18 protein-coding genes and 1 tRNA gene are annotated in these 24,055 nt (G+C 52.8%); 15 read left to right on the top strand and 4 right to left on the bottom strand.

Features of this window, described 5'->3' with window-relative positions; genetic code table 11:
* Positions 1-114 precede the first annotated feature (114 nt).
* The 10 genes from lgt (at position 115) to recD (ending at position 15,467) form a co-directional block, all read left to right on the top strand.
* Positions 115-987 carry a prolipoprotein diacylglyceryl transferase gene (gene lgt, locus ACKI5T_RS18620; RefSeq protein ID WP_015960263.1) on the top strand — a complete coding sequence of 291 codons (873 nt, stop codon included), beginning with the start codon at positions 115-117 and terminating at the stop codon, positions 985-987.
* Between the two features lie 6 nt (positions 988-993).
* On the top strand, positions 994-1,788 hold the full coding sequence (gene thyA, locus ACKI5T_RS18615) for a thymidylate synthase (protein ID WP_407439360.1): 795 nt from the start codon (positions 994-996) through the stop codon (positions 1,786-1,788).
* A gap of 184 nt (positions 1,789-1,972) precedes the next feature.
* On the top strand, positions 1,973-2,437 hold the full coding sequence (locus ACKI5T_RS18610; RefSeq protein WP_407439358.1) for a prepilin peptidase-dependent protein: 465 nt from the start codon (positions 1,973-1,975) through the stop codon (positions 2,435-2,437).
* Positions 2,428-2,991, top strand: coding sequence for a prepilin peptidase-dependent protein (locus ACKI5T_RS18605; RefSeq protein WP_407439356.1), 564 nt, complete (start codon positions 2,428-2,430; stop codon positions 2,989-2,991). Before ACKI5T_RS18610 ends, ACKI5T_RS18605 begins: the two co-directional genes overlap by 10 nt.
* Complete coding sequence (locus ACKI5T_RS18600; protein ID WP_407439354.1) at positions 2,988-3,389, top strand: DUF2509 family protein; 402 nt, start codon at positions 2,988-2,990, stop codon at positions 3,387-3,389. Before ACKI5T_RS18605 ends, ACKI5T_RS18600 begins: the two co-directional genes overlap by 4 nt.
* A complete protein-coding gene (locus tag ACKI5T_RS18595; RefSeq protein WP_015960259.1) occupies positions 3,374-3,697 on the top strand; it encodes a prepilin-type N-terminal cleavage/methylation domain-containing protein in 324 nt (107 codons plus the stop codon). The genes ACKI5T_RS18600 and ACKI5T_RS18595 overlap by 16 nt, the downstream gene beginning before the upstream one ends.
* 12 nt (positions 3,698-3,709) lie before the next feature.
* Positions 3,710-7,084: an exodeoxyribonuclease V subunit gamma gene (gene recC / locus ACKI5T_RS18590; protein WP_407439352.1), complete on the top strand. Its 3,375-nt coding sequence runs from the start codon at positions 3,710-3,712 to the stop codon at positions 7,082-7,084.
* Positions 7,085-7,222: 138 nt separating this feature from the next.
* Positions 7,223-10,105 (top strand): pitrilysin, encoded by a 2,883-nt coding sequence (ptrA, locus tag ACKI5T_RS18585; RefSeq protein ID WP_407439351.1) that lies wholly within the window; start codon positions 7,223-7,225, stop codon positions 10,103-10,105.
* The gene (gene recB, locus ACKI5T_RS18580) at positions 10,102-13,647 is read left to right on the top strand and encodes an exodeoxyribonuclease V subunit beta (RefSeq protein WP_407439349.1); all 3,546 of its coding nucleotides are present in this window, start codon (positions 10,102-10,104) and stop codon (positions 13,645-13,647) included. The genes ptrA and recB overlap by 4 nt, the downstream gene beginning before the upstream one ends.
* Positions 13,644-15,467: an exodeoxyribonuclease V subunit alpha gene (recD, locus tag ACKI5T_RS18575; RefSeq protein WP_407439347.1), complete on the top strand. Its 1,824-nt coding sequence runs from the start codon at positions 13,644-13,646 to the stop codon at positions 15,465-15,467. Before recB ends, recD begins: the two co-directional genes overlap by 4 nt.
* A gap of 43 nt (positions 15,468-15,510) precedes the next feature.
* Here recD and argA read toward each other — a convergent pair whose 3' ends face one another.
* Positions 15,511-16,842 carry an amino-acid N-acetyltransferase gene (gene argA / locus ACKI5T_RS18570; protein WP_015960254.1) on the bottom strand — a complete coding sequence of 444 codons (1,332 nt, stop codon included), beginning with the start codon at positions 16,840-16,842 and terminating at the stop codon, positions 15,511-15,513.
* Positions 16,843-17,069: 227 nt separating this feature from the next.
* Between argA and amiC the strand changes: the two genes are divergently transcribed.
* Positions 17,070-18,323, top strand: a complete 1,254-nt coding sequence (gene amiC / locus ACKI5T_RS18565) for an N-acetylmuramoyl-L-alanine amidase AmiC (RefSeq protein WP_407439345.1) — start codon at positions 17,070-17,072, stop codon at positions 18,321-18,323.
* A 93-nt stretch (positions 18,324-18,416) separates the two neighbouring features.
* On the opposite strand, the gene ACKI5T_RS18560 is transcribed toward amiC, so the two are convergent.
* Positions 18,417-18,493 (bottom strand) — tRNA-Met (locus ACKI5T_RS18560).
* A 208-nt stretch (positions 18,494-18,701) separates the two neighbouring features.
* On the opposite strand from ACKI5T_RS18560, the gene mltA reads away from it, so the two are divergent.
* Both mltA and tcdA read left to right on the top strand, forming a co-directional pair.
* Positions 18,702-19,799 (top strand): murein transglycosylase A, encoded by a 1,098-nt coding sequence (mltA, locus tag ACKI5T_RS18555; protein ID WP_015960252.1) that lies wholly within the window; start codon positions 18,702-18,704, stop codon positions 19,797-19,799.
* Between the two features lie 95 nt (positions 19,800-19,894).
* Positions 19,895-20,701, top strand: a complete 807-nt coding sequence (tcdA, locus tag ACKI5T_RS18550; RefSeq protein ID WP_407439342.1) for a tRNA cyclic N6-threonylcarbamoyladenosine(37) synthase TcdA — start codon at positions 19,895-19,897, stop codon at positions 20,699-20,701.
* Here the strand turns inward: tcdA and csdE are convergent.
* Positions 20,692-21,138: a cysteine desulfurase sulfur acceptor subunit CsdE gene (gene csdE, locus ACKI5T_RS18545; protein WP_407439341.1), complete on the bottom strand. Its 447-nt coding sequence runs from the start codon at positions 21,136-21,138 to the stop codon at positions 20,692-20,694. The two genes, tcdA and csdE, sit on opposite strands and share 10 nt — an antisense overlap.
* Entirely contained in the window at positions 21,138-22,343 is a 1,206-nt protein-coding gene (gene csdA, locus ACKI5T_RS18540; RefSeq protein ID WP_407439339.1) for a cysteine desulfurase CsdA, read from the bottom strand. Before csdA ends, csdE begins: the two co-directional genes overlap by 1 nt.
* Positions 22,344-22,535: 192 nt before the next feature.
* On the opposite strand from csdA, the gene ACKI5T_RS18535 reads away from it, so the two are divergent.
* Together ACKI5T_RS18535 and gcvA are read left to right on the top strand one after the other, a co-directional pair.
* Positions 22,536-22,763: a YgdI/YgdR family lipoprotein gene (locus tag ACKI5T_RS18535; RefSeq protein WP_015960248.1), complete on the top strand. Its 228-nt coding sequence runs from the start codon at positions 22,536-22,538 to the stop codon at positions 22,761-22,763.
* 353 nt (positions 22,764-23,116) lie between these two features.
* Positions 23,117-24,031, top strand: coding sequence for a glycine cleavage system transcriptional regulator GcvA (gene gcvA / locus ACKI5T_RS18530; RefSeq protein ID WP_015960247.1), 915 nt, complete (start codon positions 23,117-23,119; stop codon positions 24,029-24,031).
* Positions 24,032-24,055: the final 24 nt, after the last annotated feature.

Genomic DNA, 24,055 nt, shown 5'->3' with positions numbered 1-24,055 from the left:
TCCTCCCTGCCAGCGTTATGCTATGATTCGCCACTTTGGAGCGTCGGTTAACGCCGTGCGCGATTCTCTGCCGCTGTCAATTTTCAGCGGAATAACAAGAACTTGTGGTGACAGATGAACAGTGGTTATCTGCATTTTCCGGAATTTGATCCGGTCATATTCTCTATCGGGCCCGTTGCGCTGCACTGGTATGGTCTGATGTATCTGGTTGGTTTCATCTTTGCCATGTGGCTTGCCGGGCGTCGTGCCGGTCGCCCTGGCAGTGGATGGACGAAAAATGAAGTTGAAAATCTGCTGTATGCTGGATTTCTGGGTGTGTTCCTGGGCGGCCGTATCGGCTACGTGCTGTTCTACAACTTCCCGACATTCCTGAGTGATCCTCTGTACCTGTTCCGCGTCTGGGATGGTGGCATGTCCTTCCACGGTGGCCTGATTGGTGTGATCCTGGTGATGGTGATTTTTGCCAAACGGACCAAGCGCAACTTCTTCCAGGTCGCGGATTTCATGGCGCCGCTCATTCCATTTGGTTTGGGGGCGGGTCGTTTGGGTAACTTTATCAATGGCGAGCTGTGGGGCCGCGTCGATCCGAGTGTGCCGTATACCATGCTCTTCCCGGCCTCTCGTGCTGAAGACATCGCGCTCTTACCTTCGCACCCGGAATGGCAATCCATTTTCGATACCTACGGCGTGCTGCCGCGTCACATGTCTCAGCTCTATGAGCTGGCGCTTGAGGGCGTCGTGCTGTTTATCATTCTGAATCTCTTTATCCGCAAGCCGCGCCCGATGGGGTCTGTCTCCGGCCTGTTCCTGATTGGTTATGGCGCGTTCCGTATTATTGTGGAATTCTTCCGCCAGCCAGATGCTCAATTCACCGGCGAGTGGGTTCAGTACATCAGCATGGGGCAGATTCTCTCCATCCCGATGATTGTCGCGGGTATCATCATGATGATTTGGGCGTACCGTCGTCCACAGCAACAGCTCTCCTGAGGAACCATGAAACAGTATCTTGAATTGATGAAAAAAGTGCTCGATGAGGGCACGCCGAAAAACGACCGCACCGGAACGGGTACGCTCTCTATTTTTGGCCACCAGATGCGTTTCAATCTGCAAGAAGGCTTCCCACTGGTGACAACGAAGCGCTGTCATTTGCGCTCGATCATTCATGAGCTGCTCTGGTTCCTGCAAGGCGATACTAACGTTGCTTATCTGCGTGAAAACAACGTGTCTATCTGGGACGAATGGGCGGATGATAACGGCAACCTGGGGCCGGTTTATGGCCACCAGTGGCGTGCATGGCCTACGCCCGATGGCCGTCATATTGATCAGATCACCACCGTGCTCAATCAGCTAAAAAACGATCCAGACTCGCGACGCATTATTGTGTCCGCCTGGAACGTCGGTGAGCTGGACAAAATGGCGCTAGCGCCTTGTCATGCTTTCTTCCAGTTCTACGTTGCCGATGGCAAGCTCTCTTGTCAGCTTTACCAACGCTCTTGCGATGTCTTCCTTGGTTTGCCATTCAACATTGCCAGCTACGCGTTGCTGGTGCATATGATGGCGCAGCAATGCGACCTGGAAGTGGGTGATTTTGTCTGGACAGGTGGCGATACCCATCTCTACAGCAATCACATGGAACAGACGCACCTTCAGTTGACTCGTGAACCGCGGGCTTTGCCGAAGCTGGTCATCAAGCGTAAGCCGGAGTCTATCTTCGACTATCGCTTCGAAGATTTTGAAATTGAAGGCTACGATCCGCACCCTGGCATTAAAGCGCCCGTGGCTATCTAACAAGCGACATCCTTACACAACCGGCGCTAATCAGTGCCGGTTTTTTTTGCCTGATTTTTGGTCTTACGAGCTGCTTTCAATCCTTTTTGCAATGTCATGCAACACACAAAACAGCGTGGAAAACGCCTCGTAACTTTCAATTTCCCTCCTCGTTTTTTCTTGTCGTTCTCATCAAACTGCCGCCATGAAAACAGAACGTGGATTTACGCTCATCGAGACGATGGTGGCTGTCTCTATTATGGTCATTCTTAGCGCGACGGGATTATTTGGCTGGCAAAGCTGGCAGCAACAGCAGCGCCTGTGGCAAACCGCACATCAGGTGCGGGACTTTCTGGTGCAATTACGCGATGACGCAAACGGGCACAACCGTGACCACACCATTTTGCTCAAAAAAGACGGTCAAAGTGAGTGTCTTTTAACAACGAAAATAACGGATTGCGATACGCTTAGCGTTTTTGTTCTAAAGCCGCTATGGCCTGAAGTCACAATCGCTGAGGTGACACCCTCCCTGGCATTTTATGGGTTAAGGGATACCGCCTGGCCGGGGCATATTCGCGTCAGAAGCGATGTGGGCGAGTGGTTACTCATCGTCTCAAACGGGGGGCGTATCAGAATGTGCAACAGTACGGGCAAGGGAATATGTCAATAAATCAGCGAGGTTTCTCGTTAACGGAAGTGCTGTTAGCCATGGCGATTGGCAGTATTTTATTACTGAGCACTGCGCGTTTTCTGCCGGGTTTACAGCGCGCCAGCCTGATGCAAGAAAGGCAGCAGGAACTGGAAGAAGAGGTATGGTTAAGAATCTCTGCAATTGGCAAGCAGCTGCAGAGGGCCGGATATTGTGCGGGCCTTTGTCAGGGGCAAGCGCTGTCAATAGGCAGGGCAGGAAGCTGCGTTATTGTTCAGTGGGATGCTAACAGCAATGGACGTTGGGAAAACGCACCACAATCAGAAACTGAGCAAACGGGCTTTCGTCTCGAAGGGGGATCGCTTGAAATACAGCGCGGAGCCACTGCCTGCGACGGAAAAGGGTGGGACAAACTGACCGATCCTGCCAGTATTCTGATCAAACGATTCTCAGTGAGTAAAACGCAGACATCTGGATTTTCACCTGAATTAACGATTGAGCTTGCGGCTTCTCGCGTCGGCCTGCAAACCGAACCTTATCAGGCAACTTATCGCGTAACCGGATTCAATCTGTGAACCGCCAGCGTGGAATGTCATCGCTTGCCCTTGTCCTGCTTCTCCTCATTATTGGAAGCTTAATTCTCACGGGGCTCAACCAACAGCTTGACGCTTTTACGCGTATTGTCAGCAGTGAGCGCCAATTGATGCAGCAACAGGTTAACGCACAGTCAGCGCTGGAGTGGGGAAAGAGCCAGCTATGGCCGGTAAGTCCAAATATCCAGTGCAGAAATACCCCGGAAGGGCGAGCTTGCGTGCGTTTGCTGGCAAATGAACGTGTTTTACTGATCGCTGGCAGTGGTGACGTCATGTTATGGCGTGGTGGGGAAATACAGAATGGGCGAATTGTCTTTTCTCCCCATGGCTGGAGTGATTTTTGTCCACTCAAGGAGGTCGCGCTATGTCGGCTACCCTAAACAGACAAAAAGGATTTAGCATGGTGGAAGTCTTATTGGCAATGATGTTACTGGTGATAATTGTCACTGCGCTGTCTGGCTATCATCGCGCATTGGCGAGTCGTTTTACGATGTTCAATCAATATCGTCAGCTCTGGCATTATGCCTGGAATCAGGCGCAATTATACTCAGATACCTTGCCGGATGGTTGGCGTACGAGCCGGGTGCAGACAACACAGGCCGGATGTGTCAGCATCACGGTCACTATTTTTTCTCCTCTGGGGCGGCAGGGTCAAATGACACGCCTGCACTGCCCGGTTAGCAAGTAGTCGGGAGCGCGTATGTTAAGGGTCTACCATTCAAATCGTCTGGATGTGCTGGAAGCGTTGATGGAGTTTATCGTCGAGCGCGAGCATCCTCTCGATCCTTTCGAGCCTGAAATGGTGCTGGTACAAAGCACGGGCATGGCTCAATGGTTACAAATGTCCTTTGCGCAAAAATTCGGTATTGCGGCAAATATCGAATTCCCGCTTCCCGCGAGTTTTATCTGGGACATGTTTGTCCGTGTCCTGCCTGACATCCCTAAACAAAGCGCATTCAGTAAACAAAGCATGAGCTGGAAGTTGATGTCGATTCTGCCGGAAATGCTTCCACGCGATGAATTCGTCATGCTTCGGCACTATCTCAGCGACGATACCGATAAACGTAAGTTGTTCCAGCTCGCCTCGCGCACAGCTGATCTGTATGACCAATATCTGGTCTATCGTTCGCAATGGTTGAACCGTTGGGAGTCTGGTGAGCTTGTTGACGGTTTACCCGATGCTCAAGTCTGGCAGGCTCCACTCTGGAAAGCGCTGGTAGAACATACTGAAAAGTTAGGGCAACCGCAGTGGCATCGTGCCAATCTCTACGATCGTTTTATTGCAACGCTTGAGGCGGCTTCAAAGCCACCAGAGGGGTTACCCTCGCGCGTGTTTATCTGCGGAATCTCAGCGTTGCCGCCCGTATATCTCAATGCACTTAAAGCGTTGGGCAAGCATGTCGATATCCACATTTTGTTCACTAACCCTTGTCGAGAATATTGGGGTGATATCCAGGATCCACGAACGATCGCTCGCTTTGTTACCAGGCAAAGGCGTCGGCTATTCGAAGACCGTTCAATCCCGCTTTTTAAAGACAGTGCTGGTGCCGCTCAACGTTTCAATGAAGAAGGCGTTCAGGATTTGCCGAATCCGCTGCTCGCATCGTGGGGGAAACTGGGGCGAGATTATGTGCATATGCTTTCCGACATCACCTCTTCGGGCGAAGGTGACGTCGACGCGTTTGCGGACATCAGCCAAGATAGCCTCTTACACAATGTCCAGTCGGATATTCTTGATCTGGAAAATCGCGCAATAGCGGGAATCACGGCTGAAGAATTTGCCAGCAGCGACAAGAAACGCAAACTGGATCCTGACGATCGCAGTCTGACCATTCACATGTGTCATAGCCCGCAACGCGAAGTGGAAGTACTTCACGATAAACTCCTGGCGCTGCTGCAGGACGATCCTGAACTCACTCCGCGCGACATCGTTGTGATGGTCGCGGATATAGACAGCTACAGCCCCTTTATCCAGGCGGTATTTGGCAGCGCAACAGGCGAGCGTTATCTCCCCTATGCTGTTTCTGACCGACGGGCACGCCAGTCTCATCCTGCTTTGCAGGCTTTTATTAGCTTGCTCTCTTTACCGGATAGCCGCTTTATTTCTGAAGATGTGCTGGCGTTGTTGGACGTTCCCGTTCTTGCCACCCGTTTTGATATTGATGAAGAAGGGCTGCGCTATTTGCGCCAATGGGTTAACGAGTCGGGCGTTCGTTGGGGGATTGACGATGACAACGTCCAGGAGTTTTCCCTTCCGCCGACAGGTCAACACACATGGGCGTTTGGCCTGACACGTATGCTACTGGGCTATGCCATGGAAAGCAGTCAGGGGGAGTGGAATGACGTCTTACCCTATGACGAGTCGACAGGACTGATTGCGGAACTGGTTGGGCACCTGGCTTCACTTCTGATGCAGCTCAATCGCTGGAAGCGTGAGTTGATGCAGCCCCGTCCGCTAGACGCGTGGCTGCCAATATGTCGTGAAATGTTGACAGATTTCTTCCTGCCGGACAGCGACACCGAAGCGGCAATGGCGCTGATCGAGAAGCAGTGGCAGGCGATAATAGATGAAGGAATTTCATCGCATTACGATCAGCCTATCCCGCTGTCGCTCCTGCGAGATGAGCTCACTCAACGCCTCGATCAGGAACGTATTAGCCAGCGTTTTCTCGCCGGGCCTGTCAATATTTGTACCTTGATGCCTATGCGTTCGATTCCGTTTAAAGTTGTCTGCTTGCTGGGGATGAATGACGGCGTTTATCCACGTGCGCTCGCCCCGTTGGGCTTTGATCTGATGAGCCAGCAGCCGCAGCGTGGAGATCGCAGCCGACGCGATGATGACCGATATCTCTTCCTCGAGGCGTTAATCTCTGCCCAGCAAATGCTCTATATCAGCTACATCGGGCATTCTATTCAGGATAACAGCGAACGTTTCCCGTCGGTTTTGGTGCAGGAACTCGTTGATTACATCGGTCAGAGCCACTATTTACCTGGCGATGAAACACTGAATTGCGACAAGAGTGAGCAGAAGGTAAAAGCGCACATCACACATTGTCACAGCCGCATGCCGTTTGATCCGACAAATTACGTGGAAAACGAGCAGCAAAGCTATGCGCGCGAATGGCTTCCCGCCGCGAAGAATTCAGGCATAGCGCATTCTGATTTTATTCAGGAACTTGAACCGCGACCCATTGAAACGCTGACCTTTGAGCAATTGCAGCGCTTTTGGGCACACCCGGTACGTGCCTTTTTCCAGCAGCGTTTGCAGGTGAACTTCCGCTCTGAAGACAGCGAAATCCCTGATTCAGAACCCTTTACGCTCGACGGATTAAGCCGCTATCAACTGAACCAGCAATTACTCAATGCTCTGGTCGAACAAGAAAATGCACAAATGCTCTTCAGGCGTTATCGCGCTGCGGGGCTGCTTCCTTTTGGCGCATTTGGCGAAATTGTCTGGGACGCACAGTGTCAGGAAATGCAGGCCTTGGCCGATCGCGTTATTGAGAACCGCCAGCCGGGAAAAAGCCTTGAAATTGACCTGAACTGTAATGGTATCCAACTGACAGGGTGGCTTCAGCATGTGCAGCCTGATGGACTGCTACGCTGGCGTCCCGCGATGCTCAGTGTTTCGCAGGGCTTGCAACTCTGGCTCGAACATCTTGTCTACAGTGCGGGCGGGAATGACGGCGAAAGCCGGTTGTTTGTGCGTAAAGATGGCGAATGGCGTTTCCCGCCAATGTCCTCAGAACAGGCGTTAGCGTATCTGACGCTGTTTGTTGAGGGTTATCGACAGGGCATGAACAAACCTTTGCTGCTGCTCCCAGAAAGTGGGGGCGCATGGATAAAAACCTGTTACGACGCGCAGAATGATGCCATGTTAATGGATGAGGCGACTTTGCAAAAAGCACGCAGCAAATTTATGCAGGCGTACGAAGGAAACATGATGGTTCGGGGCGAAGGGGATGATGTTTGGTATCAGCGGTTATGGCGAACGCTGGAACCAGAGTACTTCGATGCGATTACGGTTGAAGCTCAACGCTATCTGCTACCGATGTTTAGATTTAATCAGTCCTGACGGCTGTATAAAAATTGCACAGGATAGGGCGTTCAATTATCATGCCCGAGTTGTCACGGACTGATGTAAACAGAAAGAGATGCTGGCGTGTCCAGCACGCAGTTGATTAATGAAGTAGCCGTGATGAAGAGGTAGTGAATGCCAGGCAGCACCTTATTTAAAGCGTTTGTATTGTTTGTCGCCCTTTGGGCACCCGTCACTCAGGCAGACTCCGGTTGGCAACCCGTAAAGGAAACAATCCGTAAAAGCGATAAAGACGCCCGACAGTATCAGGCGATAACGCTTGATAACGGGATGACTGTGCTGCTGGTATCTGACCCGCAGGCGGTGAAGTCACTTTCAGCCCTGGTAGTGCCGGTGGGATCGCTTGAAGATCCGGACTCTCATCCGGGCCTTGCGCACTATCTTGAACATATGACGCTGATGGGTTCTAAAAAATACCCGCAGGCAGACAGCCTTTCTGAATTTCTCAAAATGCACGGTGGTAGCCACAATGCCAGCACCGCGCCGTACCGTACCGCCTATTATCTTGAAGTCGAAAATGATGCACTGGAGCCTGCGGTAGACCGTCTTGCGGATGCCATCGCATCACCTTTGCTGGATAAAAAATACGCAGAGCGTGAGCGTAATGCCGTCAACGCTGAACTGACGATGGCGCGCACGCGAGACGGTATGCGAATGGCGCAAGTCAGCGCAGAAACCATCAACCCTGCGCACCCTGGTTCGCGTTTTTCCGGCGGCAATCTCGATACGCTGAGCGATAAAGCGGGGAGTCCGGTGCTGGATGCACTGCACGCGTTCCGCGATACGTATTATTCCGCTAACCTGATGAAAGCCGTAGTGTACAGCAACAAACCACTGCCTGAACTGGCACGTATCGCTGCGCAAACCTATGGTCGAGTTCCGAACAAAAATATCGAACGTCCTGAAATCACGGTTCCCGTTGTTACCGATGAACAAAAAGGGATCGTTATCCACTACGTCCCTGCGCTGCCGCGTAAGGTGCTGCGTGTTGAATTCCGTATTGATAACAATACCGCGCAATTTCGCAGTAAAACGGATGAACTGGTCACCTATCTTATCGGGAACCGGAGTCCGGGTACGCTCTCTGACTGGTTGCAAAACCAAGGCCTGGTAGAGGGTATTCGCGCCGACTCCGACCCGGTTGTGAACGGTAACAGCGGTGTTCTCGCCATTTCGGCGACATTAACCGATAAAGGTCTCGCACACCGCGACGAAGTCGTTGCCGCCATTTTTAGCTATCTGTCGCTGCTGCGCGAAAAGGGCGTGGATAAACGCTACTTTGACGAACTGGCGCACGTGCTGGATCTCGACTTCCGTTATCCCTCCATCACACGTGACATGGACTACGTTGAATGGCTGGCAGATACCATGCTCCGTGTTCCGGTAGAGCATACTCTGGATGCCGTGAATATTGCCGATCGCTATGATGCTGAAGCCATAAAAGCGCGTCTGGCGATGATGACCCCGCAAAACGCCCGTATCTGGTATATCAGCCCGAATGAACCCCATAACAAAATGGCGTATTTTGTTGATGCACCTTATCAGGTCAACAAAATCAGCGAGCAAACATTCGCTGACTGGAAGAAAAAATCGAATGACATAGACCTCAAACTGCCTGAACTGAATCCGTATATTCCGGATGATTTCACGCTGATTAAGCCTTCGAAAAAATACCCGCACCCGGAGCTGATTGTTGACGAGCCGGCGCTGCGCGTGGTGTACACCCCAAGCCGTTATTTTGCCAGCGAGCCCAAAGCAGACGTGAGCGTCATCCTGCGCAATCCGCAGGCCATGGATAGCGCGAAAAATCAGGTGATGTTCGCCCTGAATGACTATCTCGCGGGAATTGCGCTGGATCAGCTCAGTAATCAGGCCGCAGTAGGGGGCATCAGTTTCTCGACGAATGCTAACAATGGTTTGATGGTGAACGCCAACGGCTACACTCAGCGTCTGCCACAGCTTTTCCAGGCGCTGCTGGACGGTTATTTCAGCTACACCCCGACTGAGGAGCAACTGGAGCAGGCCAAATCCTGGTACGCGCAAATGATGGATTCGGCAGAGAAAGGCAAGGCCTTCGAACAGGCAATAATGCCCGTGCAGATGCTGTCCCAGATCCCGTATTTCCAGCGCGAAACGCGTCGGGCATTACTGCCGTCTATCACGCTTAAAGAGGTGATGGATTATCGCACCGCGTTGAAGACCCATTCACGCCCAGAGTTTCTAATTGTCGGGAACATGAGCGAAGAACAATCGAAAACGCTCGCGCAAAATGTTCGCAAACAATTGGGTGCTAACGGTAACGAGTGGTGCCGTAATCAGGATGTGCTGGTTGAGAAACAGCAACATGTGATCTTTGAAAAAGCAGGCAGCAGCACGGACTCAGCGCTGGCCGCTGTCTTTGTCCCAACGGGTTACGATGAGTTTGCCGGTTCTGCGTACAGCGCGGTGCTGGAGCAAATTATTCAGCCGTGGTTCTACAGTCAGTTGCGTACCGAAGAGCAGCTTGGCTATGCGGTATTTGCTTTCTCCATGAGCGTGGGCCGTCAGTGGGGCCTGGGCTTCTTGCTGCAAAGCAACGATAAACAGCCCGCGTATCTTTGGCAGCGTTACCAGGCTTTCTTCCCGCAGGCGGAAGAGAAACTGCGCAAGATGAAGCCAGAAGAGTTCGCTCAAATCCAGCAGGCGGTTATCGCCCAGATGCAGCAAGCCCCGCAAACGTTAGGCGAAGAAGCCTCACAGCTGAGCAAAGATTTTGACAGGGGCAATCTGACGTTTGATTCGCGTGATAAAATAGTGGCCGAGATAAAATTGCTGACGCCTGAAAAGGTGGCTGATTTCTTCCACCAGGCGGTGGTGAAGCCGCAAGGTATGGCATGCTTATCCCAGGTTTCAGGCAGCCAGAATGGAAAGGCGGACTATGTTAATCCGCAGGGCTGGAAAGTTTGGGAAAGCGTCAGCGCATTACAGAAATCTATGCCCTGGAGCAAAAAAGAATGACCGATACCGCTGAGTCCCTTGATCCCTTACGTTTACCGCTACAAGGTGAACGATTGATTGAAGCCTCAGCGGGAACGGGAAAAACGTACACCATTGCCGCTCTCTATCTGCGTTTGCTTTTAGGTTTGGGTGGCAATGCGGCTTTTTCACGCCCCCTCGGTGTGGAAGATCTGCTGGTCGTGACGTTTACCGAGGCCGCGACTGCCGAGTTGCGCGGGCGGATACGTTCAAATATTCATGAACTGCGTATCGCCTGTCTGCGCCAGACTACTGACAACCCTCTGTATCTTCGCTTGCTTGAAGAGATCGTCGACAAGCAGCAAGCGGCACAGTGGCTGTTGCTGGCCGAGCGGCAAATGGATGAAGCTGCCGTCTTTACCATTCACGGTTTTTGTCAGCGCATGCTGAGTTTGAATGCGTTTGAATCCGGCATGCTCTTTGAGCAACAGCTCATCGAAGATGAATCGGAACTTCGTTACCAGGCCTGCGCTGATTACTGGCGGCGTCACTGCTATCCGTTGCCGCGCGATATTGCCGAAGCGGTGCATGCGTTATGGAAAGGGCCAGAGGATCTTCTGCGCGCTATCGATCGCTATCTTCAAGGTGAAGCGCCCGTCATTAAATCCCCGCCTCGGGCAGATGAAACGCTTGCTGAGCGGCATGAGGCTATAGTGTCGTTGATTGCCACCCTGAAGCAAAAATGGTGCGATTCGGTGGGGGAAATCGACAGCATTATTGAAAACTCGGGCATCGATCGACGTAAGTTTAACCGTGGCAATCAGGCGAAATGGATCGAAAAAATCAGCGCTTGGGCGCAGGAAGAAACGCGCGGCTACCAGTTACCCGATGCGCTTGAAAAATTTGCACAGAATTTTCTGACGGAGCGAACCAAAGCCGACGGCATTGTGCCGGAACACCCCCTGTTTGTTGCTATCGAAACCCTGTTATCACAGCCGCTCACCCTGAATGATCTGATGATCACGCGCGCCATGGCAGAGATCCGTGAAGCGGTCGCACGTGAGAAAAATCGTCGGGGAGAACTCGGTTTCGACGATATGCTGAGCCGACTGGATGCAGCATTGAGCAGCGAAAACGGTGAGGCGCTGGCTGCTGCGATTCGCACCCGATTCCCGGTGGCGATGATTGATGAATTCCAGGATACCGACCCACAGCAATATCGTATTTTCCGGCGTATCTGGCGTAAGCAGCCGGATACCGCGCTGCTCCTGATTGGCGATCCCAAACAGGCGATTTATGCGTTTCGCGGCGCGGATATTTTCACCTACATGAAGGCGCGTAGCGAGGTCGAAGCGCACTACACCCTCGACACCAACTGGCGTTCAGCGCCCGGTATGGTCGCCAGCGTAAATACGCTTTTTGAGCGTATGGACGCGGCCTTTATGTTCAAGGAAATACCGTTTTCTCCCGTTAAGTCCGCACCGCAAAATCACGACCTTCGCTTTGAATATCAGGGAAAAACTCAACCGGCCATGAATTACTGGCTGATGAATGGCGAAGGCTGTGGCGTCAGCGACTACCAGAACGCGATGGCTCAGCATTGCGCGGCGCAGATTCGCGATTGGCTAAGCGCAGGTGTGCGCGGCGAGGCGTTACTGCGGAAAGGCGAAAAGGCAACATCGGTCAGCGCATCAGACATTACCGTGCTGGTTCGCAGTCGGCAGGAGGCGTCGCTGATTCGTGACGCGCTCACTTCGCTTGATATTCCCTCGGTGTATTTATCCAATCGCGACAGCGTTTTTGAAACCCTTGAAGCGCAGGAGATGCTGTGGCTACTGCAGGCTGTGTTAACGCCTGAGCGCGAGAGTACGCTGCGTAGTGCGCTGGCCAGCTCCATGTTAGGACTCAACGCGCGGGACATTGATGCGCTGAATAATGATGAAGCGAAATGGGATGCGGTTGTTGAAGAATTTGTCCATTACCGCGAGCGCTGGTTAAAGCGCGGCGTGATGGCCATGCTGCGTGAACTGATGTCTCAGCGCCACGTCGCAGAAAATATGCTGGCGACATCCGGTGGTGAGCGGCGTCTCACTGACATTTTGCACATCAGCGAACTGTTGCAGGAGGCCGGATCGCAACTGGAAAGTGAACACGCGCTGGTGCGCTGGTTATCGCAACATATTGCCGATCCAAACAGTAATGCAGCAAGCCAACAGATGCGACTCGAAAGCGATAAACATCTGGTGAAAATCGTCACTATTCACAAGTCGAAAGGGCTGGAATATCCGCTGGTTTGCCTGCCGTTTATCGCGAATTATCGCGTACAGGATCAGGCGTTTTATCACGATCGTGACTCGTTTGAAGCGATTCTTGATCTCAGCCGAGCGGACGCAAGTATTGAACTTGCGGAGGCTGAACGTCTGGCAGAAGATTTGCGCCTGCTCTACGTGGCGTTAACGCGTTCTGTATGGCATTGCAGCCTTGGCGTTGCGCCGCTTTTCCGCCGTCGTGGTGAGAAAATAGGTGAAAGCGATTTTCATCAAAGCGCACTTGGACGTCTGATACAGCAAGGTGAGCCAAAAGATGCCGCAGGGCTGAAGCAGTGCCTTGAGGCGCTGTGCGATGAGAATATCGCGCTTCAAATCACGGGGCCGATTGATTCGACACGCTGGAAGATGCCGGAGATCTCCGCGCCTGATTTAAGCGCACGGCAAATTACGCGTGGGCTGGTGGATGACTGGCGCGTGACGAGTTATTCCGGGTTGCAGCAACATGGACAGAATTTTGCGCAAGAATTAATGCCTAAACTTGACGTGGATGCGTCGGGAGTCGGCGAGGTGATTGAGCAACCTAAGCTTACGCCGCATCAATTCCCGCGTGGCGCATCGCCGGGAACATTCCTGCACAGCCTGTTTGAAGCGCTGGATTTTACACAGCCTGTTTCGCCGGAATGGGTGTCTGAGATGCTGCAAAAAGGCGGCTACGATGCGCACTGGCAGCCAGTTCTGACGGATTGGGTCACCTCGATTTTGCAGGCGCCGCTCACGGAATCGGGTTTATCTTTGAGCCACCTCACCGCCAAAGAAAAACAGGTTGAGATGGAATTTTATATTCCTATCGCCGGCCCGTTGACGGCCAGTGCGCTGGATGGGCTAATCCGCGAATATGATCCGCTGTCGAAAGCATGTCCGGCGCTGAATTTCCGCCAGGTAAGCGGCATGCTAAAGGGCTTTATCGATCTTGTTTTCCGCCATGACGGGCGCTATTACCTGTTGGATTACAAATCCAACTGGCTGGGTGATAACAGCGAGGCGTATACCCAAGAGGCGATGGCCGCGGCGATGCAGTCGCACCGCTATGACTTGCAGTATCAGCTTTATACGTTAGCGCTCCATCGATATCTGCGTCATCGCATCGCGGATTACGCCTATGAGCAGCATTTTGGTGGCGTGATTTATCTGTTTTTACGGGGTGTTGACGCGAACGATCCGCACTCTGGAATTTTTACAACGCGCCCTGACGTTGCGCTGGTGGATAAAATGGACATGCTGTTCGCGGCAAGCACGGAAGAGGTGGCTGAATGACGATGCAAGCCTTACTGCTCGAGGCGGTAGAACAACGTGTTCTGCGCCGACTCGATGCACAGTTTGCCATGATGGTGGCGGGCAACGACCAGCCAGCCGTCATGCTGGCCGCCGCAATCCTCAGTAGGGATGCGGGTGAAGGGCATGTTTGTTTACCGCTCTCACGTCTGGTGGTCGACGATAAAACCCCGGCCCCCTTACAAGCGTGTTTTGCGCTAGTGGGCGAAGCGGTTAACTGGCAGGACGTCCTGTTGCAATCCCATGGCGTCAGTACCGGCGATCTGCCGACGCCACTCATCCTGTGCGCTGAACGGCTCTATCTCAATCGCATGTGGCGAAATGAGCTGGCGATTGCCCGCTTCTTCAATGAGTCAAATCAACCGCTGCCTTATGATCCTGCCCAGCTACATCAAACGCTGAACGCTTTATTTGATGACAGTGGGTCGGTGAACTGGCAAAAAGTGGCAGCGGCGGTTGCGCTCACGCGCCGTATTTCCGTGATTTCGGGCGGGCCAGGAACGGGTAAAACCACCACGGTGGCAAAATTGTTGGCCGCTTTGATTCAAATGGCGGGTGAACAAAAATGCCGGATTCGTCTGGCTGCGCCGACAGGAAAAGCCGCTGCGCGACTGACCGAATCGCTGGGCGGGGCGTTGCAAAAACTCCCGCTCAATGATGCGCAACGCACCTTGTTCCCGAATGAAGCCAGCACGTTGCACCGTTTACTGGGTGCTCAGCCGGGCAGTCAGCGTCTGCGTTATCACGCGGGCAACCCGCTGCATCTGGATGTGCTGGTGGTGGATGAAGCCTCAATGATCGATCTGACGATGATGTCGCGTCTGATTGATGCCTTGCCGCCCCATGCCAGAGTGATTTTCCTCGGCGATCGCGATCAGCTCGCCTCGGTTGAAGCGGGCGCGGTGCTGGGTGATATCTGTCATTACGCCAGTGCGGGCTATACGTTACCGCGTGCGCAGGAGTTGTCGGATCTCACCGGGTGTTCGATTGAAGGCACGTCCGATCCGGTAGCGGGCGCGTTACGCGACAGTCTCTGTTTACTGCAAAAAAGCTATCGATTCGGCAGTGATTCCGGTATCGGGCAGCTTGCCGCGGCGGTGAATCGCGGCGACCGAAATGCCATCCGCGCGGTGTTTAACGGTGATTTTCAAGACATAGAAAAAAAGCCGCTGCAAACGGGCGAAGAGTATCTGGCGATGCTTGAAGATGCGGTGCTGGGTTATCAGCGTTTTCTGCACTGCATTCACCAGCAGGATTCGCCGGAAGCGGTTATCGCTGCTTTTGGCGAATATCAACTCCTGTGCGCGCTTCGTGAGGGGGCGTTCGGCGTGACGGGACTTAACGAACGGCTGGAGCAGACGCTTTCTCAGAAACGTAAAATCATCCGCCAGCCGCATTCGCGCTGGTATGAAGGGCGGCCTGTGATGATTTCACGCAACGACAGCGCTCTCGGCCTGTTCAACGGTGATATTGGTATTGCCCTCGATCGCGGGCAGGGGCTTCGCGTGTGGTTCCAGATGCCGGATGGCAGCGTGAAATCGGTCCAGCCAAGCCGTTTGCCGGAACACGAAACGGCATGGGCGATGACGGTGCATAAATCGCAAGGCTCTGAATTTGATCACGCGGTGTTGATTCTGCCAGTGCAGATGTCGCCAGTCATTACGCGTGAACTGGTTTACACCGCTATCACCCGCGCCCGTAAGCGCTTGTCGCTCTACGCCGATGAACGTGTGCTGGCGCAGGCGGTCACGACGCGTATTGAGCGTCGCAGTGGGTTAAGTGCCATTTTTGAGTCAGTCTGAAACTCGCCCTCTCCCAATGGGAAAGGGCGTTTAGTTCACAGGTTCACCCCAGGTCTGCCATCAGTACTTTTGAACGCCGCTGATAGTTGTACATCTCTTTTTTACTCTCCGGCAGTGAATCAATATCCACCGGTGTAAAGCCGCGTTCCTGGAACCAGTGAATGCTGCGTGTCGTGAGTACAAACAGCTTACTCAACCCAATTTGCCGCGCCTGCGCTGCAACACGTTCGAGCAGAACTTCGCCTCGCGATGAGCTGCGGTAGTCGGGATGCACAGCCACGCAGGCCATCTCACCGATTTTTTCTTCCGGGAAAGGATAAAGCGCCGCACAGGCAATGGTCAGATTATCGCGCTGGATGATGGTGAACTTGTCGATTTCCATCTCCAGTTGTTCACGGGAGCGGCGCACCAAAATTCCCTGTTGTTCCAGCGGGCGAATCAGCTCCAGAATGCCGCCAATATCGTTGATGGTGGCGCGGCGAATTTGCTCCGCACTCTCCATCACGATCTGCGTGCCGATACCGTCGCGTGAGAACAACTCCTGCAACAATGCACCGTCTTCCTGATAGCTGATGAGATGGCTGCGACGCACGCCGCTGCGACAGGCTTTGACCGCACCGCGCAGGAAACGCACCGTCCCGGAGTGATAATCGCCTTCGGCTTCGAGCGTTTCAACGCGCGCCTGAGCTTCGTTAGGGAAGAGTTCAGAAACGATGTTTCCTTGTTCATCAAATACGCCCTGCGATGAGCAGAATCCAATCATCTTTTCTGCTTTGAGTTTAATCGCCAGCTGTGTGGCGACCTCTTCAGAGGTGAGGTTGAAGCTCTCGCCCGTCACGGAAACGGCCACTGGCCCCATCAAGACAATCGCGCCACTGTCCAGTTGACGATGAATCGCTTCTTCATCAATACGACGAATACGCCCGCTGTGACAGTAATCCACACCGTCATCTACGCCCAGCGGCTGGGAGATGATGAAATTGCCGCTGACCACGTTAATATGGGCGCCCTGCAACGGTGTATTGTTGAGGCTCATCGACAGGCGTGCGGTAATATCGAGCTGCAAAAGGCCGGCAGCTTGTTTCACCAGTTCCAGCGTTTTGGCGTCCGTCACCCGTGTATGTTTATGGTAAATCGGTTCGTGATGATGAGCCGCCAGGTTGGCGTCGATCTGTGGACGAGCGCCGTAGACGACGACCAGACGAATGCCCAAACTGTGCAACAGGCCGATATCATTGACGATACTGGAAAAGTTCTCATGTTCAATGGCTTCGCCACCCAACATGATGACAAACGTTTTTCCCCGGTGGGTATTGATGTAGGGAACGGAATGGCGAAATCCCTGGACCAACTCGGTTCTACGTTCCTTTACCACGGCACAACCCTCAATGAATGTTTATTCGTATTTTGTGTATTTTTATTCGATTATCGCCGCGTGTGCAAGCCTAAATTCTTAGTGAACCAGAGAATTTATTGAGTGATACGTGCGTTAACGTATGATTGTTTACCCTTTTATTGATGACAGGTTATGCGTCATTCGTTAAAGTTTTCGGTCAATTTGGACGTTTTACTTATTAATTTGATGTATTGCTCGGGAGAGGCATGTCGGGATCCAAAACAGCAATAAGCCGCCGCCGTTTGTTACAAGGGGCCGGGGCGATGTGGTTGCTAAGCGTCAGTCAGGTTGCACTCGCCGCCGCAAGCCATGTTGTGGCGGTGCGCGTCTGGCCGTCTTCGACGTATACCCGCGTGACGGTAGAGTCCAATCAGGTGCTGAAATATAAGCAATTTGCTCTCAGCAACCCGGAACGCGTCGTGGTGGATATCGAAGGGGTGAATCTGAACTCTGTGCTGAAAGGCATGAGCGCGCAGATCCGCGGTGACGATCCTTATATTAAATCCGCCCGCGTTGGTCAGTTTGATCCGCAAACCGTGCGAATGGTATTTGAGCTGAAACAGAACGTGAAGCCGCAACTGTTTGCGCTGGCACCGGTTGCCGGTTTTAAAGAGCGTCTGGTGATGGATCTCTATCCGGCAAATGCGACAGATATTCAGGATCCGCTGCTGGCTCTGCTCGAAGATTACAACAAAGGCGATCTCGACCGACATGTTCCGCCTGCGCAAAGTGGCCCTCAGCCGGGTAAAGCAGGGCGCGATCGTCCGATCGTGATCATGCTCGATCCTGGACATGGCGGAGAAGATTCCGGCGCGGTGGGCAAATATCGCACGCGCGAAAAAGATGTGGTGCTACAAATTGGCCGGCGTCTGAAAGCGCTTATTGATAAAGAAGGCAATATGCGCGCGTATATGACGCGAAATGAAGATGTCTTCATTCCGCTGAAAGTGCGGGTGGCCAAAGCGCAGAAGCAACGTGCTGACCTGTTTGTCTCCATTCACGCTGATGCCTTTACCAGCCGACAGCCCAGCGGTTCGTCCGTGTTTGCTCTCTCAACCAAAGGGGCAACCAGTACGGCGGCGAGATTATTGGCGGATTCCCAGAATGCCTCTGACCTTATCGGTGGGGTGAGTAAAAGCGGTGACCGTTATGTCGATCATACTCTGTTCGATATGGTGCAATCGCTCACCATTACCGACAGCCTGAAATTTGGTAAAGCGGTGTTGGGTAAACTTGGGAATGTGAACAAGCTGCACAAGAACAGCGTGGAACAGGCAGGGTTTGCGGTATTGAAAGCCCCGGATATCCCCTCGATCCTCGTCGAAACGGCGTTTATCAGCAACGTAGAAGAGGAGCGAAAGCTCAAGACGGCGAAATTCCAGCAGGAAGTGGCTGAGTCGATTCTGGCAGGGATAAAGGCGTATTTCTCAGATGGCGCAACGTTGGCCAGAAGAGGGTAGATTCTAAAGCCGGGTTCACGCCCGGCGAATCAGCAAATCACAAACGGCAGATACAAAAAAACACCCAGAAGGGTGTCAATTGTTTAGAAGAATTGGTTGCGGGGGCCAGATTTGAACTGACGACCTTCGGGTTATGAGCCCGACGAGCTACCAGGCTGCTCCACCCCGCGTCCGTGGATGCGCACTATACTCGGATGACTTTTTGATGCAACCCTTTTTCAAAGAAAAAGTTAAATTAGTATGTAATTTGAACGACATCGGGCGTTCGGGTTATTTAGTGCGCAAAATCTGCCTTAGGGTGCGGTATCACATTTCCTTCGCTCTGGCGGTTTGTTATCTTCATTAAGAAGACATAGGGCAACTTTAAGACGAGATATAATGAAAGGACGTTGGGCGAAGTATCTGATGACGGGCGCAATGGTAGCGATTCTTGCGGCTTGCTCTTCCAAACCGACCGATCGCGGTCAGCAATATAAAGATGGGAAATTCTCTCAGCCTTTCTCTTTAGTAAACCAGCCAGATGCCGTCGGCGCACCGATCAATGCCGGTGACTTTGCGGAGCAGGTAAACCAGATCCGCAGCGCATCGCCACGTTTATATGGTTCGCAGAATAGCGTCTATAACGCTGTTCAGGACTGGTTACGTGCCGGGGGCGATACGCGCACCATGCGTCAGTACGGAATTGATGCCTGGCAGATGGAAGGTGCCGATAACTATGGCAACGTTCAGTTTACTGGTTATTACACGCCGGTCATCCAGGCGCGACACACCCGCCAGGGCGAATTCCAGTATCCTCTTTATCGCATGCCGCCAAAACGTGGGCGTCTGCCATCCCGCGCCGAAATCTATTCGGGTGCGCTGAACGAGACCTATGTACTGGCCTACAGCAACTCCCTGATGGACAACTTCATTATGGATGTTCAGGGCAGCGGATATATTGATTTTGGTGATGGTTCGCCGCTTAACTTCTTCAGCTACTCCGGTAAAAATGGTCACGCGTATCGCAGCATTGGCAAAGTGCTGATCGACCGGGGCGAAGTAAAGAAAGAAGATATGTCGATGCAGGCGATCCGCGAGTGGGGCGAAAAACACAGCGAAGCCGAAGTGCGTGAACTGCTGGAGCAGAATCCGTCCTTCGTATTCTTTAAGCCGCAAAACTATGCCCCTGTGAAAGGCGCAAGCGCCGTACCGTTAATTGGCCGCGCGTCGGTGGCATCAGATCGATCAATTATTCCGGCAGGAACCACGCTGTTGGCCGAAGTCCCACAGCTGGACAATAACGGTAAGTTCAGTGGTCAGTATGAATTACGCCTGATGGTGGCGCTGGACGTAGGCGGCGCAATTAAAGGCCAGCACTTCGATATTTATCAAGGCGTGGGTCCTGATGCGGGCCATCGCGCGGGTTGGTATAACCACTATGGTCGCGTGTGGGTGTTGAAGCCAGCTCCTGGCGCAGGCAGCGTTTTCAGCGGCTGATTGTGGTAATATCGAGCACATAGTTTTCCTCCTTCCCCTTATGGGAGAAGGGCGGGGTGAGGGTAATTCCTCACCCTTTTTACATCTGAGGTCATATGTCTGTGGTAATCAGTGATGCCTGGCGTCAACGCTTTGGCGGTACGGCACGTTTATACGGTGAAAAAGCCCTGCAACTGTTTGCGGAGTCGCACGTCTGCGTCGTGGGCATTGGCGGGGTAGGGTCATGGGCGGCCGAAGCACTGGCGCGCACAGGTATTGGTGCCATCACATTGATTGATATGGATGATGTCTGCGTCACCAATACCAATCGTCAGATCCATGCGCTGCGCGATAACGTCGGTCTGGCGAAATCAGAAGTCATGGCCGATCGCATTCGACTGATTAACCCCGAGTGCCGTGTGACGGTCATTGATGATTTCGTGACGGCAGAGAATGTCGCGGAATATATGAGCGCAGGTTTTAGCTATGTGATTGATGCGATTGACAGTGTCCGTCCCAAAGCGGCCCTGATTGCCTATTGCCGCCGCTATAAGATTCCTCTGGTGACAACCGGAGGCGCGGGTGGACAGATTGATCCTACGCAGATCCAGGTCACCGATCTGGCGAAAACCATTCAGGATCCTCTAGCCGCCAAACTGCGTGAGAGGCTGAAGAGCGATTTCAACGTGGTGAAAAACAGTAAAGGAAAACTGGGCGTTGACTGCGTATTCTCGACGGAAGCGCTAGTTTATCCGCAGGCAGATGGCTCCGTTTGTGCGATGAAAAGCACCGCGGAAGGGCCAAAACGAATGGACTGTGCCTCAGGATTTGGCGCAGCCACGATGGTGACTGCGACCTTTGGCTTTGTGGCGGTATCGCATGCGCTGAAGAAAATGATCGCGAAAGCAAATCGTCAGGCCTGAGCCTCACGCGCCGCGTTTTGCACGGCTTCACTCAGCGCGGCAAGTCCCTGACTGCGTGAGGCGCTCAGCTGACTACGCAGCCCCAGCTCATCAAAAAGCGCCAGCGGATCGTTCTTAAGCAGATGATCCGCACTTTTGCCTTCCACCGCCGTTAACAGCACGGCCAACAGACCCCGCACGATGCGTCCTTCGCTATCGCCAAAAAAATGCAGTTCATTCCCTGATGCTGCCGCACCCAGCCAGACGCGGTTTTCGCAGCCTGCAATTTCTTTGGCCTGCGCTTTTAGCGCGTCGGAAAGCGGCGGAAGCTGCTTGCCCAGCATAATAAGCTGGCGGTATTTATCTTCCCACTGCGTGAGCGGAACGAACGTTTGCCGCAGCGTCTCTTCTGTAATCACGCTGCCGAAAGGGTGTCCGGATAAAGCTGAACGTGTCATTAATCCACCAGAAGTTGAAGGGCGCGATCAACGGCGGCAACGAGGGCTTCGACGTCATTTTGCGTATTATAAGGAGCAAAAGAGGCGCGGAGCGTTCCGGTTACACCGAGCGCAGCGAGAAGCGGCTGGGCGCAGTGCTGTCCGGCGCGTAAAGCGATGCCGTATCCCGCGAGCAGCGTTACCATGTCGCTGTGATGTACTCCGGCAAAATCAAACGCCAGCAGGCTGGAATCCTGTACGCGGTAAGAGCGAAAACCGGGACGTTTTTTCAGCTCTTCCTCTGCGAGCGTTGCCAGCCCGCGACTCCAGTTTTCTGCCTGCGCGATGTCGGTTTGCGACAGCCATTCCAGTGCAGCGCTCAAGCCAATCACGCCCGCCACGTTTGGCGTCCCGGCTTCCAGACGATAGGGTATTTCTTGCGTTATAAACCCGTCGAACGTCACCTCCGTGATCATCTTGCCACCGCCCAACCATGGGGTCATTTGCGCCAACAGTTCCGGTTTGCCATACAACGCGCCGATGCCCGTTGGGCCATAGAGTTTATGAGCGGAGAAGGCGTAGAAATCGATATCCAGTTTTTGCACGTCAGCCGGAAAATGCACCACGCCCTGCGCGCCGTCGACCATCACGACAACCTTGTTCGCATGGGCAATCTCAATGGCACGGGCGAGATCCGGGCAGCCACCCGTAACGTTAGACATCTGCCCCAGCGCCAGAATCCGACTGCGCGGGGTGATGAGATCAGGTAAGCAGGCGACATCTGGCAATAAATCGGCTCCCAGCGGGAGCTTAACTACACGTGCGCCGGTTTGTTCTGCCACCATGAGCCACGGCACCAGGTTAGCGTGATGTTCTGCTTCGCTGACAATAATTTCATCGCCAGGCTGCAGACGCGGGCGGGCGTAGCATTGCGCGACCATATTGATGGCTTCAGTGGTGCCGCGCGTCCAGACGATATTTTTACCGCTTTCGGCGTTTAACAAATTAGCCACCTGATCGCGCGCGGCTTCGTAACGTGCGGTCAATCGCTGAGCTTCAGCAAACTGGCTGCGATGGACGTTTCCGGCGCTCAGACGATAAAAATCCTGTGTTGCCTCGATCACGGCCAGTGGCTTTAACGCCGTGGCGGCACTATCAAGATAAACACCGGCATCGGCCAGCGCGGGAAACTGCGCGCGAAAGTGCGCAGGGCTGAAAGCGTTCATAGAATTCCTCATTTCAATCACGGGATCGTCGCGCAAATTTCGCAAGAGGGCAAGGCAGTTGATCTGTATCGGAATTGTCTGCTTATCCTGGCACTCTCACAGAAGCAGGTTATGCTAAATAGTGTTAGGCGAAAGCATAAGCCTGTTACTCTTTAAGATTTTAATAGCATGAATTGCTAAAGGAGATAAATCATGAATAAGACTGCCGCAATCATTTCTGCCTGTGTGATGACCTTTGCGCTGAGCGCATGTTCCGGTAATAACTACGTTATGCACACCAATGATGGCCGCACCATCGTGTCAGATGGCAAACCTAAAACCGATAACGAAACCGGAATGATCTCGTACAAAGATGCGAACGGTAACAAGCAGCAGATCAACCGCTCTGATGTGAAAGAGATGGTAGAGCTGGATAAGTAAGGCGCTGAATTTTAGCCAAAAAAAAGCACCGCAAATAGGCGGTGCTACATTAATCACTATGGACAGACAGGGTAAATGTACAGGAAGTGAAAAAAGGGTAGCTTCGCTACCATGATCTGAATAGCAGACCAATTGCAAACACAACAACACAACATCACAACCGCAAGCCAAAAGCCCTTCAGAACACGCATTCCAAAAAAAGCTTTTCGTTCCGGCTCAGGAAGTGCCGCCACTATAGGTATTTGCTGGTAGTTCCTCAACGGACAAATTATAATGGCTCAGATAAAAAAAACTAATAGGTTAAACGTTGTTTCCTATCTGTTAAATGCCTTTAACATCTAAGCCTGATAACCATGTCGAAGCGATTACCACCCTTAAATGCATTACGTGTTTTTGATGCCGCAGCGCGCCATCTTAGCTTCACGCGTGCGGCCGATGAGCTTTTTGTGACACAGGCCGCAGTAAGTCACCAAATCAAGTCACTTGAGGACTTTTTGGGGCTTAAGCTGTTTCGTCGTCGCAATCGTTCATTGCTTCTGACGGAAGAAGGCCAGAGCTATTTTCAGGATATTAAAGATATTTTTTCCCAGCTAACGGAAGCCACACGTAAACTTCAGGCGCGTAGTGCCAAAGGTGCGCTGACGGTCAGTTTATTGCCCAGTTTTGCTATTCATTGGCTGGTGCCAAGACTCTCAAGCTTTAACTCAGCTTATCCGGAAATTGATGTCAGAATCCAGGCAGTAGACCGTCAGGAAGATAAACTCGCGGACGACGTTGATGTGGCGATCTTTTACGGTCGCGGCAATTGGCCGGGTCTGCGTGTCGAAAAATTATACGCAGAATATCTGCTGCCGGTCTGTTCACCTTTGCTGCTCACAGGCGACAAAGCGTTGAAAACACCTGCTGATTTAGCGCAACATACGCTTTTGCATGATGCTTCTCGCCGCGACTGGCAAACTTATACCCGCCAGTTGGGTCTAAACCATATAAATGTGCAGCATGGCCCCATCTTTAGTCACAGCGCGATGGTGTTACAGGCTGCCATACACGGACAAGGCGTTGCGTTAGCGAACAACGTGATGGCTCAGTCCGAAATTGAGGCAGGCCGCCTGGTCTGCCCGTTTAATGATGTTCTGGTCAGCAAGAATGCTTTTTATCTGGTTTGTCATGACAGTCAGGCAGAACTGGGTAAAATAGCCGCCTTCCGGCAGTGGATACTGTTGAAGGCGGCACACGAACAAGAAAAATTCCGCTTTCGGTATGAGTAATCACTTCTTTTGTGTGCCAGGCAC

It is taken from the genome of Lelliottia sp. (assembly GCF_045627565.1).
In the GTDB taxonomy this organism is placed as follows: Bacteria; Pseudomonadota; Gammaproteobacteria; order Enterobacterales; family Enterobacteriaceae; genus Enterobacter.
The sequence above is the reverse complement of the archived record's forward strand: the minus strand, read 5'-3'. Positions and strand labels throughout refer to the sequence as shown.

Excerpts from the sequence above, each read along its gene's own strand:
- lgt (WP_015960263.1), top strand. The coding sequence starts at position 115 with ATGAACAGTGGTTATCTGCATTTTCCGGAATTTGATCCGGTCATATTC.
- thyA (WP_407439360.1), top strand. The coding sequence starts at position 994 with ATGAAACAGTATCTTGAATTGATGAAAAAAGTGCTCGATGAGGGCACG.
- ACKI5T_RS18610 (WP_407439358.1), top strand. The coding sequence starts at position 1,973 with ATGAAAACAGAACGTGGATTTACGCTCATCGAGACGATGGTGGCTGTC.
- ACKI5T_RS18605 (WP_407439356.1), top strand. The coding sequence starts at position 2,428 with ATGTCAATAAATCAGCGAGGTTTCTCGTTAACGGAAGTGCTGTTAGCC.
- ACKI5T_RS18595 (WP_015960259.1), top strand. The coding sequence starts at position 3,374 with ATGTCGGCTACCCTAAACAGACAAAAAGGATTTAGCATGGTGGAAGTC.
- recC (WP_407439352.1), top strand. The coding sequence starts at position 3,710 with ATGTTAAGGGTCTACCATTCAAATCGTCTGGATGTGCTGGAAGCGTTG.
- ptrA (WP_407439351.1), top strand. The coding sequence starts at position 7,223 with ATGCCAGGCAGCACCTTATTTAAAGCGTTTGTATTGTTTGTCGCCCTT.
- recB (WP_407439349.1), top strand. The coding sequence starts at position 10,102 with ATGACCGATACCGCTGAGTCCCTTGATCCCTTACGTTTACCGCTACAA.
- recD (WP_407439347.1), top strand. The coding sequence starts at position 13,644 with ATGACGATGCAAGCCTTACTGCTCGAGGCGGTAGAACAACGTGTTCTG.
- amiC (WP_407439345.1), top strand. The coding sequence starts at position 17,070 with ATGTCGGGATCCAAAACAGCAATAAGCCGCCGCCGTTTGTTACAAGGG.
- mltA (WP_015960252.1), top strand. The coding sequence starts at position 18,702 with ATGAAAGGACGTTGGGCGAAGTATCTGATGACGGGCGCAATGGTAGCG.
- tcdA (WP_407439342.1), top strand. The coding sequence starts at position 19,895 with ATGTCTGTGGTAATCAGTGATGCCTGGCGTCAACGCTTTGGCGGTACG.
- csdE (WP_407439341.1), bottom strand. The coding sequence starts at position 21,138 with ATGACACGTTCAGCTTTATCCGGACACCCTTTCGGCAGCGTGATTACA.
- csdA (WP_407439339.1), bottom strand. The coding sequence starts at position 22,343 with ATGAACGCTTTCAGCCCTGCGCACTTTCGCGCGCAGTTTCCCGCGCTG.
- ACKI5T_RS18535 (WP_015960248.1), top strand. The coding sequence starts at position 22,536 with ATGAATAAGACTGCCGCAATCATTTCTGCCTGTGTGATGACCTTTGCG.
- gcvA (WP_015960247.1), top strand. The coding sequence starts at position 23,117 with ATGTCGAAGCGATTACCACCCTTAAATGCATTACGTGTTTTTGATGCC.